Source organism: Pseudomonas fluorescens group sp. PF-1 (assembly GCF_054481335.1).
Window position 1 is genome coordinate 886,023 of sequence record NZ_JBTMNG010000001.1, and the last position, 12,985, is coordinate 899,007.

The 12,985-nt window shown below is 59.8% G+C and carries 11 protein-coding genes; 9 read left to right on the forward strand and 2 right to left on the reverse strand.

Going from position 1 to position 12,985, the window contains the following annotated elements:
- Positions 1–5 precede the first annotated feature (5 nt).
- The 9 genes from murD (at position 6) to lpxC (ending at position 10,533) form a co-directional block, all read left to right on the forward strand.
- Complete coding sequence (gene murD, locus ACX3YD_RS04290; RefSeq protein WP_047532964.1) at positions 6–1,352, forward strand: UDP-N-acetylmuramoyl-L-alanine--D-glutamate ligase; 1,347 nt, start codon at positions 6–8, stop codon at positions 1,350–1,352.
- Positions 1,349–2,566, forward strand: coding sequence for a putative lipid II flippase FtsW (ftsW, locus tag ACX3YD_RS04295; RefSeq protein ID WP_103406174.1), 1,218 nt, complete (start codon positions 1,349–1,351; stop codon positions 2,564–2,566). Before murD ends, ftsW begins: the two co-directional genes overlap by 4 nt.
- A complete protein-coding gene (murG, locus tag ACX3YD_RS04300; protein WP_458959324.1) occupies positions 2,556–3,626 on the forward strand; it encodes an undecaprenyldiphospho-muramoylpentapeptide beta-N-acetylglucosaminyltransferase in 1,071 nt (356 codons plus the stop codon). Before ftsW ends, murG begins: the two co-directional genes overlap by 11 nt.
- Positions 3,619–5,079, forward strand: coding sequence for a UDP-N-acetylmuramate--L-alanine ligase (gene murC / locus ACX3YD_RS04305; protein WP_047532955.1), 1,461 nt, complete (start codon positions 3,619–3,621; stop codon positions 5,077–5,079). Before murG ends, murC begins: the two co-directional genes overlap by 8 nt.
- Positions 5,076–6,059 (forward strand): D-alanine--D-alanine ligase, encoded by a 984-nt coding sequence (locus ACX3YD_RS04310; protein WP_103406172.1) that lies wholly within the window; start codon positions 5,076–5,078, stop codon positions 6,057–6,059. Before murC ends, ACX3YD_RS04310 begins: the two co-directional genes overlap by 4 nt.
- Before the next feature lie 4 nt (positions 6,060–6,063).
- Positions 6,064–6,930, forward strand: a complete 867-nt coding sequence (locus ACX3YD_RS04315) for a cell division protein FtsQ/DivIB (RefSeq protein ID WP_103406171.1) — start codon at positions 6,064–6,066, stop codon at positions 6,928–6,930.
- Positions 6,931–6,945: 15 nt separating this feature from the next.
- Entirely contained in the window at positions 6,946–8,205 is a 1,260-nt protein-coding gene (ftsA, locus tag ACX3YD_RS04320) for a cell division protein FtsA (RefSeq protein WP_047532946.1), read from the forward strand.
- Between the two features lie 110 nt (positions 8,206–8,315).
- On the forward strand, positions 8,316–9,509 hold the full coding sequence (gene ftsZ, locus ACX3YD_RS04325; RefSeq protein ID WP_047532942.1) for a cell division protein FtsZ: 1,194 nt from the start codon (positions 8,316–8,318) through the stop codon (positions 9,507–9,509).
- 112 nt (positions 9,510–9,621) lie between these two features.
- Positions 9,622–10,533 (forward strand): UDP-3-O-acyl-N-acetylglucosamine deacetylase, encoded by a 912-nt coding sequence (gene lpxC, locus ACX3YD_RS04330; protein WP_034149517.1) that lies wholly within the window; start codon positions 9,622–9,624, stop codon positions 10,531–10,533.
- 93 nt (positions 10,534–10,626) lie between these two features.
- Here the strand turns inward: lpxC and ACX3YD_RS04335 are convergent, their stop codons facing one another.
- A complete protein-coding gene (locus ACX3YD_RS04335; RefSeq protein ID WP_458959325.1) occupies positions 10,627–12,123 on the reverse strand; it encodes a diguanylate cyclase in 1,497 nt (498 codons plus the stop codon).
- 471 nt (positions 12,124–12,594) lie between these two features.
- Complete coding sequence (locus tag ACX3YD_RS04340) at positions 12,595–12,819, reverse strand: hypothetical protein (protein ID WP_047532933.1); 225 nt, start codon at positions 12,817–12,819, stop codon at positions 12,595–12,597.
- Positions 12,820–12,985: the final 166 nt, after the last annotated feature.

Here is a 12,985-nt window from a genome sequence, read left to right on the forward strand (position 1 = left end):
AACGAGTGTCTCTGATCGCTTCTGACCACTTCCGCATCGTTGTCGGCCTCGGCAAGAGCGGCATGTCCCTGGTTCGCTTCCTGGCGAACCGGGGCGTGGCCTTTGCCGTGGCCGATACGCGGGAAAATCCACCGGAACTGGCCACGCTCAAGCGTGACTATCCGCACGTGGAAGTGCGTTGTGGCGAGCTGGACGTGGAATTCCTGTGCCGTGCCGACGAGCTTTACGTGAGCCCCGGCCTGGCGCTGGCGACCCCGGCGCTGCAGGCCGCCGCCGCCCGTGGCGTAAAATTGTCCGGCGACATCGAGCTGTTCGCGCGTAACGCGAAGGCACCGATCGTAGCCATCAGCGGTTCCAACGCGAAAAGCACCGTGACCACCCTGGTCGGCGAGATGGCGGCAGCGGCCGGCAAGCGTGTCGCCGTTGGCGGTAACCTGGGCACACCGGCGCTGGACCTGCTCAGCGATGACATCGAGCTGTACGTGATGGAGCTGTCGAGCTTCCAGCTCGAAACCACCGATCAACTCGATGCTGAAGTGGCGACCGTACTCAACATCAGCGAAGACCATATGGACCGCTACAGCGGTCTGCCGGCTTATCACCTGGCCAAGCACCGGATTTTTCGTGGTGCCAGACAGTTCGTGGTCAACCGTCAGGATGCCTTGAGCCGTCCCCTGATGGGCGAGGGGCAGCCGTGCTGGACCTTCGGTTTGAGCAAGCCGGATTTCAAGGGCTTTGGTATCCGCGAGGAAAACGGCGAGAAGTACCTGGCCTTCGAGTTCCAGAACCTGATGCCGGTGCGCGAGCTGAAGATTCGCGGCGCCCATAACCAGTCCAACGCCTTGGCGGCCTTGGCGCTGGGGCACGCCGTCGGTCTGCCCTTCGATGCCATGCTGTCGAGCCTGCGTACTTTCGCTGGCCTTGAACACCGTTGCCAATGGGTCCGCGATCTCGACGGCGTAAGTTATTACAACGATTCCAAAGCCACCAACGTCGGCGCTGCTCTGGCCGCGATTGAAGGTCTGGGCGCGGACATCGACGGCAAACTCGTGCTGATCGCCGGTGGCGATGGCAAGGGTGCCGAGTTCAAGGACCTGCGTGATCCCGTGGCGGCCAACTGCCGCGCCGTGATCCTGATGGGGCGCGATTCCGACAAGATCGGTGAAGCCATCGGCGATGCCGTGCCGCTGATTCGTGTCGGTTCGCTGATCGAAGCGGTCGAGCATTGCCGTGCTGTCGCCGAACCGGGCGACGCAGTGTTGCTGTCTCCGGCCTGCGCCAGTTTCGACATGTTCAAAAACTACGAAGACCGTGGTCACCAGTTCGTCCGCGCTGTGGAGGAACTGGCATGAGCCTGAGAAACATCATCAAGCCGTACCCGTCGCCGATCATCACCGGACGCGGAATCGACCTCGATTTTCCGATGCTCGCCGGCTGCCTGGCCTTGCTCGGTCTCGGGTTGATCATGATTGCCTCGGCATCGACCGAAGTGGCGGCGGTGCAGTCGGGCAGCGCTTTGTATTACATGATTCGCCACCTCATCTACGTCGTACTCGGCCTTGGCGCCTGCATCGTCACCATGATGATCCCGATCGCGACCTGGCAACGCCTGGGTTGGCTCATGCTGATCGGCGCGTTCGGTTTGCTGGTGATGGTGATCATTCCGGGCATCGGCCGTGAAGTGAACGGTTCGATGCGCTGGATCGGCTTCAGCTTCTTCAACGTTCAGCCTTCCGAGATCGCCAAGGTGTTCGTGGTGATCTACCTCGCCGGTTATCTGGTGCGTCGCCAGAAAGAAGTACGTGAAAGCTGGATGGGCTTCTTCAAGCCATTCATCGTTCTGTTGCCGATGGCCGGCCTGTTGCTGATGGAGCCTGACTTCGGGGCCACTGTCGTGATGATGGGGGCTGCTGCGGCGATGCTGTTCCTCGGCGGAGTGGGGCTGTTCCGTTTCTCCCTGATGGTCGTGCTGGCCGTCGGCGCGGTGGTGTTGCTGATCCAGATGCAGCCTTATCGAATGGCGCGACTGACCAACTTTGCCGACCCGTGGGCCGACCAGTTCGGTGCCGGTTATCAGTTGTCCCAGGCATTGATCGCCTTCGGTCGCGGCGAATGGTTGGGTGTTGGTCTGGGCAACAGCGTGCAGAAACAGTTCTACCTGCCAGAGGCCCACACCGACTTCGTGTTCTCGGTCCTGGCCGAAGAGCTGGGTGCCGTGGGTTCGTTGTGCACGGTGGCGCTGTTCGTGTTCGTCTGTATTCGCGGTATGTACATCGGCTTGTGGGCCGAGAAGGCCAAGCAGTTCTTCGCGGCCTATGTCGCCTACGGTTTGTCGTTCCTGTGGATCGGTCAGTTCCTGATCAATATCGGCGTGAACGTCGGTCTGCTGCCGACCAAAGGCCTGACGCTGCCGTTCCTCAGTTATGGCGGCAGTTCGTTGGTGATCTGCTGTGCCTGTCTCGGCTTGTTGCTGCGCATCGAGTGGGAGAGTCGAACCCACCTGGGCAGCGAGGAGATGGAGTTCCATGAGAGCGACTTCGCCGAGGAGCCGAACCATGGGCGCTAACGTCTTGATCATGGCCGGCGGCACCGGTGGCCACGTGTTCCCGGCGCTGGCCTGTGCGCGTGAGTTTCAGTCCCGCGGTTACACCGTGCACTGGCTCGGTACGCCGCGCGGCATTGAAAACGATCTGGTCCCGGCGGCCGGTATCGAGCTGCATCGGATCGATGCCAGCGGCCTGCGCGGCAAGGGCAAGTTGTCGCTGCTCAAGGCGCCGTTCATGTTGCTCAAGTCGGTCTGGCAGGCACGAGCGATCATTCGCCGGTTGCGGCCGGTCTGTGTCGTCGGGTTTGGCGGCTTTGTGACCGGTCCCGGGGGCGTTGCCGCCAAACTGGCCGGTGTTCCGGTGATCGTTCACGAGCAGAACGCCGTGGCAGGTACCGCCAATCGGTTGCTGGTGCCGTTGGCCGCCCGGGTCTGTGAAGCCTTCCCCGACACCTTTACCCTGTCGGGCAGCCGTCGGACCACCGGTAACCCGGTGCGCCCGGAGCTGTTCCTCGAAACACCGCGACCAGCCCTGGCCGGTCGCAAGGCGCGTTTGCTGATCCTGGGCGGAAGCCTGGGCGCAGAACCGTTGAACAAGTTGCTGCCTGAAGCCCTGTCGCAAGTCGCCGTCGACTTGCGACCGGAAGTGTTCCATCAGGCTGGCAAAAACCACGATGAAGTGACTGCAGAGCGCTATCGCGCGGCTGGCGTCGAGGCGCAAGTGCAGCCCTTTATCAAAGACATGGCCCAAGCCTATGGCTGGGCCGACCTGGTGGTGTGCCGTGCAGGTGCGCTGACCATCAGTGAACTGGCCGCCGCCGGTCTGCCCTCGATGCTGGTGCCTTTGCCCCACGCGATCGACGATCACCAGACCCGCAACGCCGATTATTTGGCCCGTGAAGGTGCAGCCTTCCTGATGCCGCAAAGAACGACTGGCGCAGCGGATCTTGCCGCGCGCCTGACAGAGGTCCTGATGCAACCACAACGACTCAACGATATGGCTACTGCGGCCCGCCGCCTGGCCAAACCCGATGCCACCCGTAACGTGGTCGATACCTGTCTGGAGGTGGCCCATGGTTGAGAATCAGAAAGCCATGCCACAACCGGAAATGCGCCGCATCCGTCGCATCCACTTCGTCGGGATCGGCGGCGTGGGCATGTGCGGGATCGCCGAAGTGTTGTTGAACCTGGGCTATGAAGTGTCCGGTTCCGACCTTAAGGCGTCGCCAGTCACCGAGCGTCTGGAATCGTTTGGCGCGCATATTTTCATCGGCCATCGCGCCGAAAACGCAGCCACCGCCGATGTGCTGGTGGTATCGAGTGCCGTGAACACGTCCAACCCGGAAGTCGCCACCGCGCTGGAGCGCCGCATTCCGGTGGTGCCTCGTGCAGAAATGCTGGCTGAACTGATGCGCTATCGCCACGGCATCGCCGTCGCCGGTACTCACGGCAAAACCACCACCACCAGCCTGATCGCTTCGGTGTTCGCGGCCGGTGGCCTGGACCCGACGTTCGTGATCGGCGGCCGTCTGAATGCCGCGGGCACCAATGCCCAGCTCGGCACCAGCCGTTACCTGATCGCCGAAGCCGACGAGAGCGACGCGAGTTTCCTGCACTTGCAGCCGCTGGTGGCCGTGGTCACCAACATCGACGCCGACCACATGGCGACCTACGACGGTGACTTCAACAAGCTGAAAAAAACCTTCGTCGAGTTCCTTCACAACCTGCCGTTCTACGGTTTGGCGGTGGTGTGCCTGGACGATCCGGTGGTGCGTGAAATCCTGCCGCTGGTCAAACGTCCTACCGTCACCTACGGCTTCGGCGATGACTGCGATGTGCGCGCTATCAACGTGCGCCAGCAAGGCATGCAGACTTTCTTCACCGTGCTGCGCCCCGATCGCGAGCCGCTGGATGTCTCGGTCAACATGCCGGGCAACCACAACGTGCTGAACGCACTGGCCACCATCTGCATCGCCACCGACGAAGGTGTCAGCGATGAAGCCATCGTTCAGGGCCTGTCCGGGTTCCAGGGCGTTGGCCGGCGCTTCCAGGTCTACGGTGAACTGCCAGTAGAGGGCGGCAACGTGATGCTGGTGGACGACTACGGTCACCACCCGACCGAAGTCGCGGCGGTCATCAAGGCGGTACGCGGTGGCTGGCCGGAGCGTCGTCTGGTGATGGTTTACCAGCCGCACCGCTACAGCCGCACACGCGACCTGTACGACGATTTCGTCAATGTACTGGCCGACGCCAATGTGCTGCTGCTGATGGAAGTCTATCCGGCGGGCGAAGAGCCAATCCCGGGGGCCGACAGCCGCAAGCTGTGCAACAGCATCCGCCAGCGCGGCCAGCTCGACCCGATCTACATCGATCGCGGCGTGGACCTCGCGCCAATCGTCAAGCCGCTGCTGCGCGCCGGCGACATTCTGTTGTGCCAGGGTGCCGGTGACATCGGTGGCCTTGCACCCAAACTGTTGAAGAGTGAGTTGTTCGCTGGCGCCGTTGCGGCGTCAGTCGAGGGGAAGTTGAAATGACTGCTGCCTACGCCAACCTCGTCTCCACCGTCGCGCCGAAAGATTTCGGCCGGGTCGCCGTGCTGTTCGGTGGCAAGAGTGCCGAGCGCGAAGTGTCCCTGAAGTCCGGCAACGCCGTTCTCGATGCGCTGCAAGGCGCGGGTGTGGACGCGTTCGGCCTCGACGTGGGCGATGACCTTCTGCAGCGCCTGTTGAACGAAAAAATCGACCGCGCCTTCATCATCCTCCACGGTCGTGGCGGTGAGGACGGCAGCATGCAGGGCCTGCTCGAATGCCTGGGCATTCCGTACACCGGCAGTGGCATCCTCGCCTCGGCACTGGCCATGGACAAGCTGCGCACCAAGCAGGTCTGGCACAGCCTGGGCATTCCGACGCCACGTCACGCGGTACTGAGCAGCGAGGCCGATTGTATTTCGGCGGCGACGGAACTGGGCTTCCCTTTGATCGTCAAACCGGCCCATGAAGGTTCAAGTATCGGGATGGCCAAAGTGAGTTCCACGTCCGAGTTGATCGACGCCTGGAAAGCGGCCAGTACCTACGATTCGCAAGTGTTGGTCGAGCAATGGATTCAAGGTCCCGAGTTCACCATCGCCACCCTGCGTGACCAGGTGTTGCCACCGATTGCCCTGGGCACGACACACAGTTTCTACGACTACGACGCCAAGTACATCGCCAACGATACCCAGTACCGCATTCCGTGCGGGCTGGACAGCGCCAAGGAAAAGGAACTCATGGACCTCACGGCGAAAGCCTGTGAGGCGCTGGGTATCGCCGGTTGGGGCAGGGCGGACGTGATGCAGGACGCCGAAGGGCAGTTCTGGTTCCTGGAAGTCAACACTGCACCGGGCATGACCGACCACAGTCTGGTTCCGATGGCGGCCCGTGCCGCCGGTCTGGATTTCCAGCAACTGGTTCTGGCCATCCTGGCTGCGAGCGTTGCCGGCAACACGGCTGGCAACCAAGAGTCGACGCGAGGTTAAGACCATGCAAGGCGCACAGCTAAGACATCAGCCACCCGCTCCCGGCCGCAAGCCGGTGCCGCGGGGTGCCAGCCGAATGGTGGCCAAAGAGCCGATGTCCGTGCGCCTGCCGAAAGCCAACTTCGGTTTTCTCAAAGCGTTGTTCTGGCCGGTACTGCTGGTTGCATTGGGTTTCGGCACTTACGAAGGCGCGCAGCGTTTATTGCCGTACGCCGACCGGCCGATCACCAAGATCAACGTGCAGGGCGACTTGAGTTATATCAGCCAGCAAGCCGTGCAGCAGCGGATCGCCCCGTACGTGGCGTCGAGCTTCTTCACCATCGACCTGGCGAGCATGCGCACCGAGCTGGAGCAAATGCCATGGATTGCCCACGCCGAAGTGCGTCGGGTGTGGCCGGATCAAGTGGTGATCCGCCTGGAAGAGCAACTGCCGGTGGCCCGCTGGGGCGACGAGTCGCTGTTGAACAACCAGGGTCAGGCGTTTACTCCGCGCGAGTTGGCGAACTACGAACACTTGCCTCAGCTGTTTGGTCCACAACGGGCTCAACAGCAAGTGATGCAGCAATACCAGGTGTTGAGCCAGATGCTCAGGCCGCTGGGCTTTTCGATTGCACGCCTGGAGCTGCGTGAGCGTGGCAGCTGGTTCCTGACCACCGGCCCCGGCAGTTCGGGCCCCGGTATCGAACTGTTGCTGGGACGCGGCAACCTGGTGGAAAAGATGCGCCGCTTCATTGCCATCTATGACAAGACGCTCAAAGAACAGATTACGAACATTGCGCGCATCGATCTGCGCTATGCCAACGGCCTCGCTGTTGGCTGGCGGGAACCTGTAGCGCCCACGACAGCCCAACCCGCTGTCGCGAAGAATTAAGAAGAGGCAGGACCCATGGCAAACGTGCAAAGCGGCAAAATGATCGTCGGTCTCGATATCGGCACCTCCAAGGTGGTGGCGCTGGTAGGCGAGGTTGCGGACGACGGCACGCTGGAAATCGTCGGGATCGGTACCCATCCGTCCCGTGGCCTGAAGAAAGGCGTGGTGGTGAACATCGAGTCCACCGTGCAGTCGATCCAGCGCGCGATCGAAGAAGCACAGCTGATGGCGGGCTGCCGCATTCATTCGGCCTTCGTCGGTGTGGCGGGCAATCATATCCGCAGCCTGAACTCCCACGGCATCGTGGCGATTCGTGATCGCGAAGTCAGCTCCGCCGACCTCGAGCGCGTACTCGACGCTGCCCAGGCCGTGGCAATCCCGGCTGACCAGCGCGTGCTGCATACCCTGCCGCAGGATTACGTGATCGACAACCAGGAAGGCGTGCGCGAGCCGTTGGGCATGTCCGGCGTGCGCCTGGAAGCCAAGGTTCATGTGGTCACCTGCGCCGTCAACGCCGCACAGAACATTGAAAAGTGCGTGCGCCGCTGCGGTCTGGAAATTGACGACATCATTCTCGAGCAACTGGCTTCGGCCTACTCGGTACTGACCGACGACGAGAAAGAACTGGGCGTGTGCCTGGTCGACATCGGCGGCGGCACCACCGATATCGCCATCTTCACCGAAGGCGCGATCCGCCATACCGCCGTGATCCCGATTGCGGGCGATCAGGTGACCAACGACATCGCGATGGCGTTGCGCACTCCGACCCAGTACGCCGAAGAAATCAAGATCCGCTACGCCTGCGCCCTGGCCAAACTGGCTGGCGCCGGTGAAACCATCAAGGTGCCAAGCGTTGGCGACCGTCCACCACGCGAACTGTCCCGTCAGGCCCTGGCCGAAGTGGTCGAGCCGCGTTACGACGAACTGTTCACGCTGATCCAGGCCGAGCTGCGCCGCAGTGGCTACGAAGACCTGATCCCGGCCGGCATCGTGCTGACCGGTGGTACGTCGAAAATGGAAGGCGCCACCGAACTGGCTGAGGAAATCTTCCACATGCCGGTGCGCCTGGGCGTGCCGCATGGCGTCAAAGGCCTGGATGACGTGGTCCGCAACCCGATCTATTCAACGGGCGTCGGCCTGTTGATGTACGGCCTGCAGAAGCAATCCGACGGCATTTCGTTCTCGGGCATCGGCAGCCGCGACAGCTACAGCAACGAAGAACCGAAAGGCGCCTTGCTCGATCGCATCAAGAGCTGGGTCCAGGGCAATTTCTAAAAGCAGCTTCAAGCCACAAGCTTCAAGCGGCAAGAGCAGAGCAAAGTGGTAAAGCGGCAGGCAGCAAAAGCAGTAGGCGAAAAAACTAGAGAACGTAAAGGAGAGGGAAAATGTTCGAACTCGTAGACAACATCCCCGCAAGCCCGGTTATTAAAGTTATCGGTGTTGGCGGTGGCGGCGGCAACGCCGTGAATCACATGGTCAAGAGCAACATTGAAGGCGTTGAGTTCATCTGCGCCAACACTGATGCCCAGGCGCTGAAAAGCATTGGCGCGCGGACCATCCTTCAACTGGGTACCGGCGTGACCAAGGGTCTGGGCGCTGGCGCCAACCCTGAAGTAGGTCGTCAGGCCGCTCTCGAAGATCGTGAGCGCATTGCCGAAGTCCTGCAGGGCACCAACATGGTGTTCATCACCACTGGCATGGGCGGTGGTACCGGTACCGGTGCTGCGCCGATCATTGCTGAAGTGGCCAAGGAAATGGGGATCCTCACCGTTGCGGTGGTGACCCGTCCGTTCCCGTTCGAAGGTCGCAAGCGCATGCAGATCGCCGATGAAGGCATCCGTCTGCTTTCCGAAAGCGTCGACTCGTTGATTACCATTCCCAACGAGAAGCTGCTGACCATCCTCGGTAAAGACGCCAGCCTGCTGTCGGCTTTCGCCAAGGCTGACGATGTACTGGCCGGTGCCGTTCGCGGTATCTCCGACATCATCAAGCGTCCGGGCATGATCAACGTCGACTTCGCCGACGTACGTACCGTAATGAGCGAAATGGGCATGGCGATGATGGGCACTGGCTGCGCCAGCGGTCCGAACCGTGCGCGTGAGGCGACTGAAGCCGCCATTCGCAACCCGTTGCTCGAAGACGTGAACCTGCAAGGTGCACGCGGCATCCTGGTGAACATCACCGCCGGTCCTGACCTGTCCCTGGGTGAGTACTCCGACGTGGGTAGCATCATCGAAGCCTTCGCTTCCGAGCACGCAATGGTCAAGGTCGGTACCGTTATCGATCCGGACATGCGCGACGAGTTGCACGTGACGGTGGTTGCCACTGGTCTGGGCGCAAAAATCGAGAAGCCTGTGAAGGTCATCGACAATACCGTTCACACCTCGATGGCTTCGCAGCCACAACAGCAAGCCCCTGCTCGTCAGGAAGCTCCAGCGGTGAACTACCGTGACCTGGACCGTCCGACCGTCATGCGCAACCAGGCTCAGGCCGGTGCTGCGACTGCCGCGAAGATGAATCCGCAAGATGATCTGGACTACCTGGATATCCCGGCATTCCTGCGTCGTCAGGCCGATTGATGAAATGTATCAGGGCTATGAAGGTGATTGGTGTTCAGCAAAGGCGTGGTCTGCTATCATCGCCAGCCTTTGTTGATACCAGTTCGCAATTTGCGCTGAAGCGGCCCAAGCCATGATTAAACAACGCACACTGAAAAATATTATCCGTGCCACAGGTGTAGGTCTGCACTCCGGGGAAAAGGTCTATCTGACCCTCAAGCCTGCGCCTGTCGACACCGGCATCGTGTTTGTTCGTGCCGACCTGGACCCTGCGGTGCAGATCCCTGCCCGCGCGGAAAACGTTGGTGAAACCACGATGTCGACCACCTTGGTCAACGGTGACACCAAAGTGGATACGGTGGAGCACTTGCTCTCGGCCATGGCTGGCCTGGGCATCGATAACGCCTACGTCGAGCTCTCCGCGTCCGAAGTCCCGATCATGGATGGTAGCGCTGGACCCTTCGTATTTCTGATTCAGTCGGCTGGCCTGGAAGAACAGGACGCCGCCAAGAAGTTCATCCGTATCCTGCGGGAAGTGACAGTGGAAGACGGCGACAAGCGCGCCACTTTCGTCCCTTTCGAAGGCTTCAAGGTGAGCTTCGAGATCGATTTTGATCACCCGGTTTTCCGTGACCGCACACAAAGTGCAAGCGTGGATTTTTCCAGCACTTCGTTCGTAAAAGAAGTCAGCCGCGCCCGTACCTTTGGTTTCATGAGTGACATCGAGTACCTGCGCAAGCACAACCTCGCACTCGGCGGCAGCGTTGAAAACGCTATTGTGGTCGACGCGGATGGTGTACTGAACGAAGACGGCCTTCGCTATGAAGACGAATTCGTGAAGCACAAAATCCTCGATGCAATTGGTGACCTCTACCTGTTGGGCAATAGCCTGATTGGTGAGTTCAAGGGCTTCAAGTCCGGACATGCATTGAACAACCAGCTGCTGCGCAAGTTGATTGAGCAGACAGATGCTTGGGAAGTCGTGACTTTCGAAGACGCCAGCACTGCACCGATCTCTTACATGCGTCCTGTTGCGGCCGTGTAAGTAAAAAACCTCTCTAGTTTTTTGAAGGCCACCTTTGGGTGGCCTTTTTTTATGCCCACAGGGTTTGCATTGCCTGGAAGAGCAAAACCACCATCAGTCAGTCGCCACCACCCGGTTGCGCCCACCTTCCTTGGCCTGATACAACGCTTTGTCCGCCGCAAACAACAGCTGCTCCAGCGTCATCTCGCTCGCAGTCGTCCAGGTGCTGATGCCGATGCTCACGGTCATTGCCACATCTGCGCCCTCGACCTTGGGCATCTGCTCCACCGCCGCACGAATATGCTCGGCAATCTGCCGCGCACCGGCAACGTTGGTGTCGGCGAGGATCACCGAGAACTCTTCGCCACCATAACGCGCCACCAGATCCGCCGGGCGCCGCACGTTCGAAACGACGACCTTGGCCAGCTCGCGCAATGCCTGATCCCCGGCCTGATGCCCATGCCGATCATTGAATGCCTTGAAGTGATCCGCGTCGATCATCATCACCGACAACGGTTCACCCGAACGTTGGGCGCGGAACCACTCGTGGCGCAGGGTTTGATCGAGCATCCGCCGATTGGCCACGCCGGTCAGGCCATCGGTGGTGGCCAGTTGCGCCAGTTCTTTCTCGGCCTGTCGGCGCAGACGCAGTTCCCGGCAGAGCAACCAGGTCAGCCAGAGCAGGCTGATGCACAGTGCGAGGGTCGCCAGGCTGACCACGATTGCAGTGCGTCTCCATGACGCAAACACCTCATTGCTGGACTGCGCGACGATGACGATCAATGGCAAGTCGCCCACCTTGGAGAATGTGTACAAGCGTTCATCATGGGTGAGGCTTGAGATGCCGGTGAAACTGCCATCGCCTTCTCTGACAATGCGCTGGAAGTTGGGGCGATTACTGAAATCCTTGCCGACCAGTTCGTCCATCAGACGTGGCTCCTGGGCCAGAAGAATCCCGTCCTTGCTGATCAGATTCACCGAACTGTTACGCCCGATGTTCAGGCTGCTGAACAATTGGTCGAAGTAGCTCAGGCGCATTGCCGCTTCAGCGACGCCGAGGAATTCGCCCTGTTCGCCGCTGAGTCGGCGGCTGAAACTGATGCGCCACTCATGCCCGGCATGTCGGGAGCGGAAGGGGTGGCTGATGAACATGCCCAGGTCCGGGTTGTTGACGTGGGATTGAAAGTATTCGCGGTCGGCATAATTGCCATTGCGTGGTTGCACTGACGCGGAGTCCGCGATCACATTTGCCTGCGCATCAAGCAACAGAATGTCGCCCTTGTAGGGCACGGCAGTGGAGCGGTCGAACAAGGCCAAATGACGTATGGTTGGAGAAACTGCCTTGAGGTCGTCACGGCGGGATGCAGCGATCAGGCCTTGCAATGTCAGATCATAGAGTTCGACGTTGCGCAGTACATCTGCATCGATCAACTGCACGATATTGGAGGCAGCACGCGTGGCGGATTCTTGTGCATTGCCGCGTTCACGGATCAGCAGGAAGGCGACAATGCTCAATATCGCCGTGACCAGCAACAAACTGCTGATCACCAGAAACCACTCAGACTGTATTGACCGGGTCGGTGGTTGAGATGGCGTACTGCTCACACTCATGGTTCTGACTTCTGCTAAGGGGCCATTTTGAAGTTTTTCGAGAGTAAGGCAGAGTCTCAGAAACCGGTGACATTCAGAGCGACTATATAAATCCCAGACAAAAAAAAGGCCAGCAAAACGTGCTGGCCTTTTGCTTGTTGACGCTTAAAAGACAATGACGAACATTGAAATTCAAACTCGAACCTTCGATGGCCGGCGCATCGTCCTGTAGGTAATAGTCGCCATCGTTGCATTGACTGTAATGAATGACGGATTGAAACCGAATGGGAAATGCACGCGCAGCCAAGCGCTCTGGTCCAGGTTGAACGTTAGTATTTTTGCGGTGGAAGACGTCGCTTACAGAAGAAATCGAGCGTGTCGTTTAAACAACGCGACGAAAAAAAGCCGCTGATAGCAGCGGCTTTGAAGACAACTTTTCAAAGGGAAGAGCCGATGAAAAGCGTCGAGGGAAAGAGGTGTGGCGCGCAGCAATCAGCTGTCTTTCCGGGCTTCAGGCTGGGTCTTGGAACTCGCTGCTTGAGGGGCCTGGTTGGCTTTCTGGGCTTTGGCGGTCATTTCGCCCTGATGCTCTTCAAACGCTGCGGCGCGTGCGGAATTCTGTGCGACGAAGGCGTGCGACTCTTCAGCCATGGCGAACGGAGACACGAACAAAGAGGACAAAACGAAAGCGCTGGCAATACCCATACTGTTGGACATCTTTAAAACCTTCTTGCTTGGCAAGTGCTATTTAGTGCGGGCAAAGATAAGGATCTTGAGCGCCGAGAAACAGACCTGATTCAAGAAAGGACTATTGCGTATTAAGCAATAGTTCGTGTTCCTGAAGACACCAGGACTTTGTGGCGAAGGAGTTTGTCGGAACGCC

Excerpts from the sequence above, each read along its gene's own strand:
- murC (WP_047532955.1), top strand. The coding sequence starts at position 3,619 with ATGGTTGAGAATCAGAAAGCCATGCCACAACCGGAAATGCGCCGCATC.
- murG (WP_458959324.1), top strand. The coding sequence starts at position 2,556 with ATGGGCGCTAACGTCTTGATCATGGCCGGCGGCACCGGTGGCCACGTG.
- lpxC (WP_034149517.1), top strand. The coding sequence starts at position 9,622 with ATGATTAAACAACGCACACTGAAAAATATTATCCGTGCCACAGGTGTA.
- ftsW (WP_103406174.1), top strand. The coding sequence starts at position 1,349 with ATGAGCCTGAGAAACATCATCAAGCCGTACCCGTCGCCGATCATCACC.
- ACX3YD_RS04310 (WP_103406172.1), top strand. The coding sequence starts at position 5,076 with ATGACTGCTGCCTACGCCAACCTCGTCTCCACCGTCGCGCCGAAAGAT.
- ftsZ (WP_047532942.1), top strand. The coding sequence starts at position 8,316 with ATGTTCGAACTCGTAGACAACATCCCCGCAAGCCCGGTTATTAAAGTT.
- ACX3YD_RS04335 (WP_458959325.1), bottom strand. The coding sequence starts at position 12,123 with ATGAGTGTGAGCAGTACGCCATCTCAACCACCGACCCGGTCAATACAG.
- ACX3YD_RS04340 (WP_047532933.1), bottom strand. The coding sequence starts at position 12,819 with ATGTCCAACAGTATGGGTATTGCCAGCGCTTTCGTTTTGTCCTCTTTG.
- ftsA (WP_047532946.1), top strand. The coding sequence starts at position 6,946 with ATGGCAAACGTGCAAAGCGGCAAAATGATCGTCGGTCTCGATATCGGC.
- ACX3YD_RS04315 (WP_103406171.1), top strand. The coding sequence starts at position 6,064 with ATGCAAGGCGCACAGCTAAGACATCAGCCACCCGCTCCCGGCCGCAAG.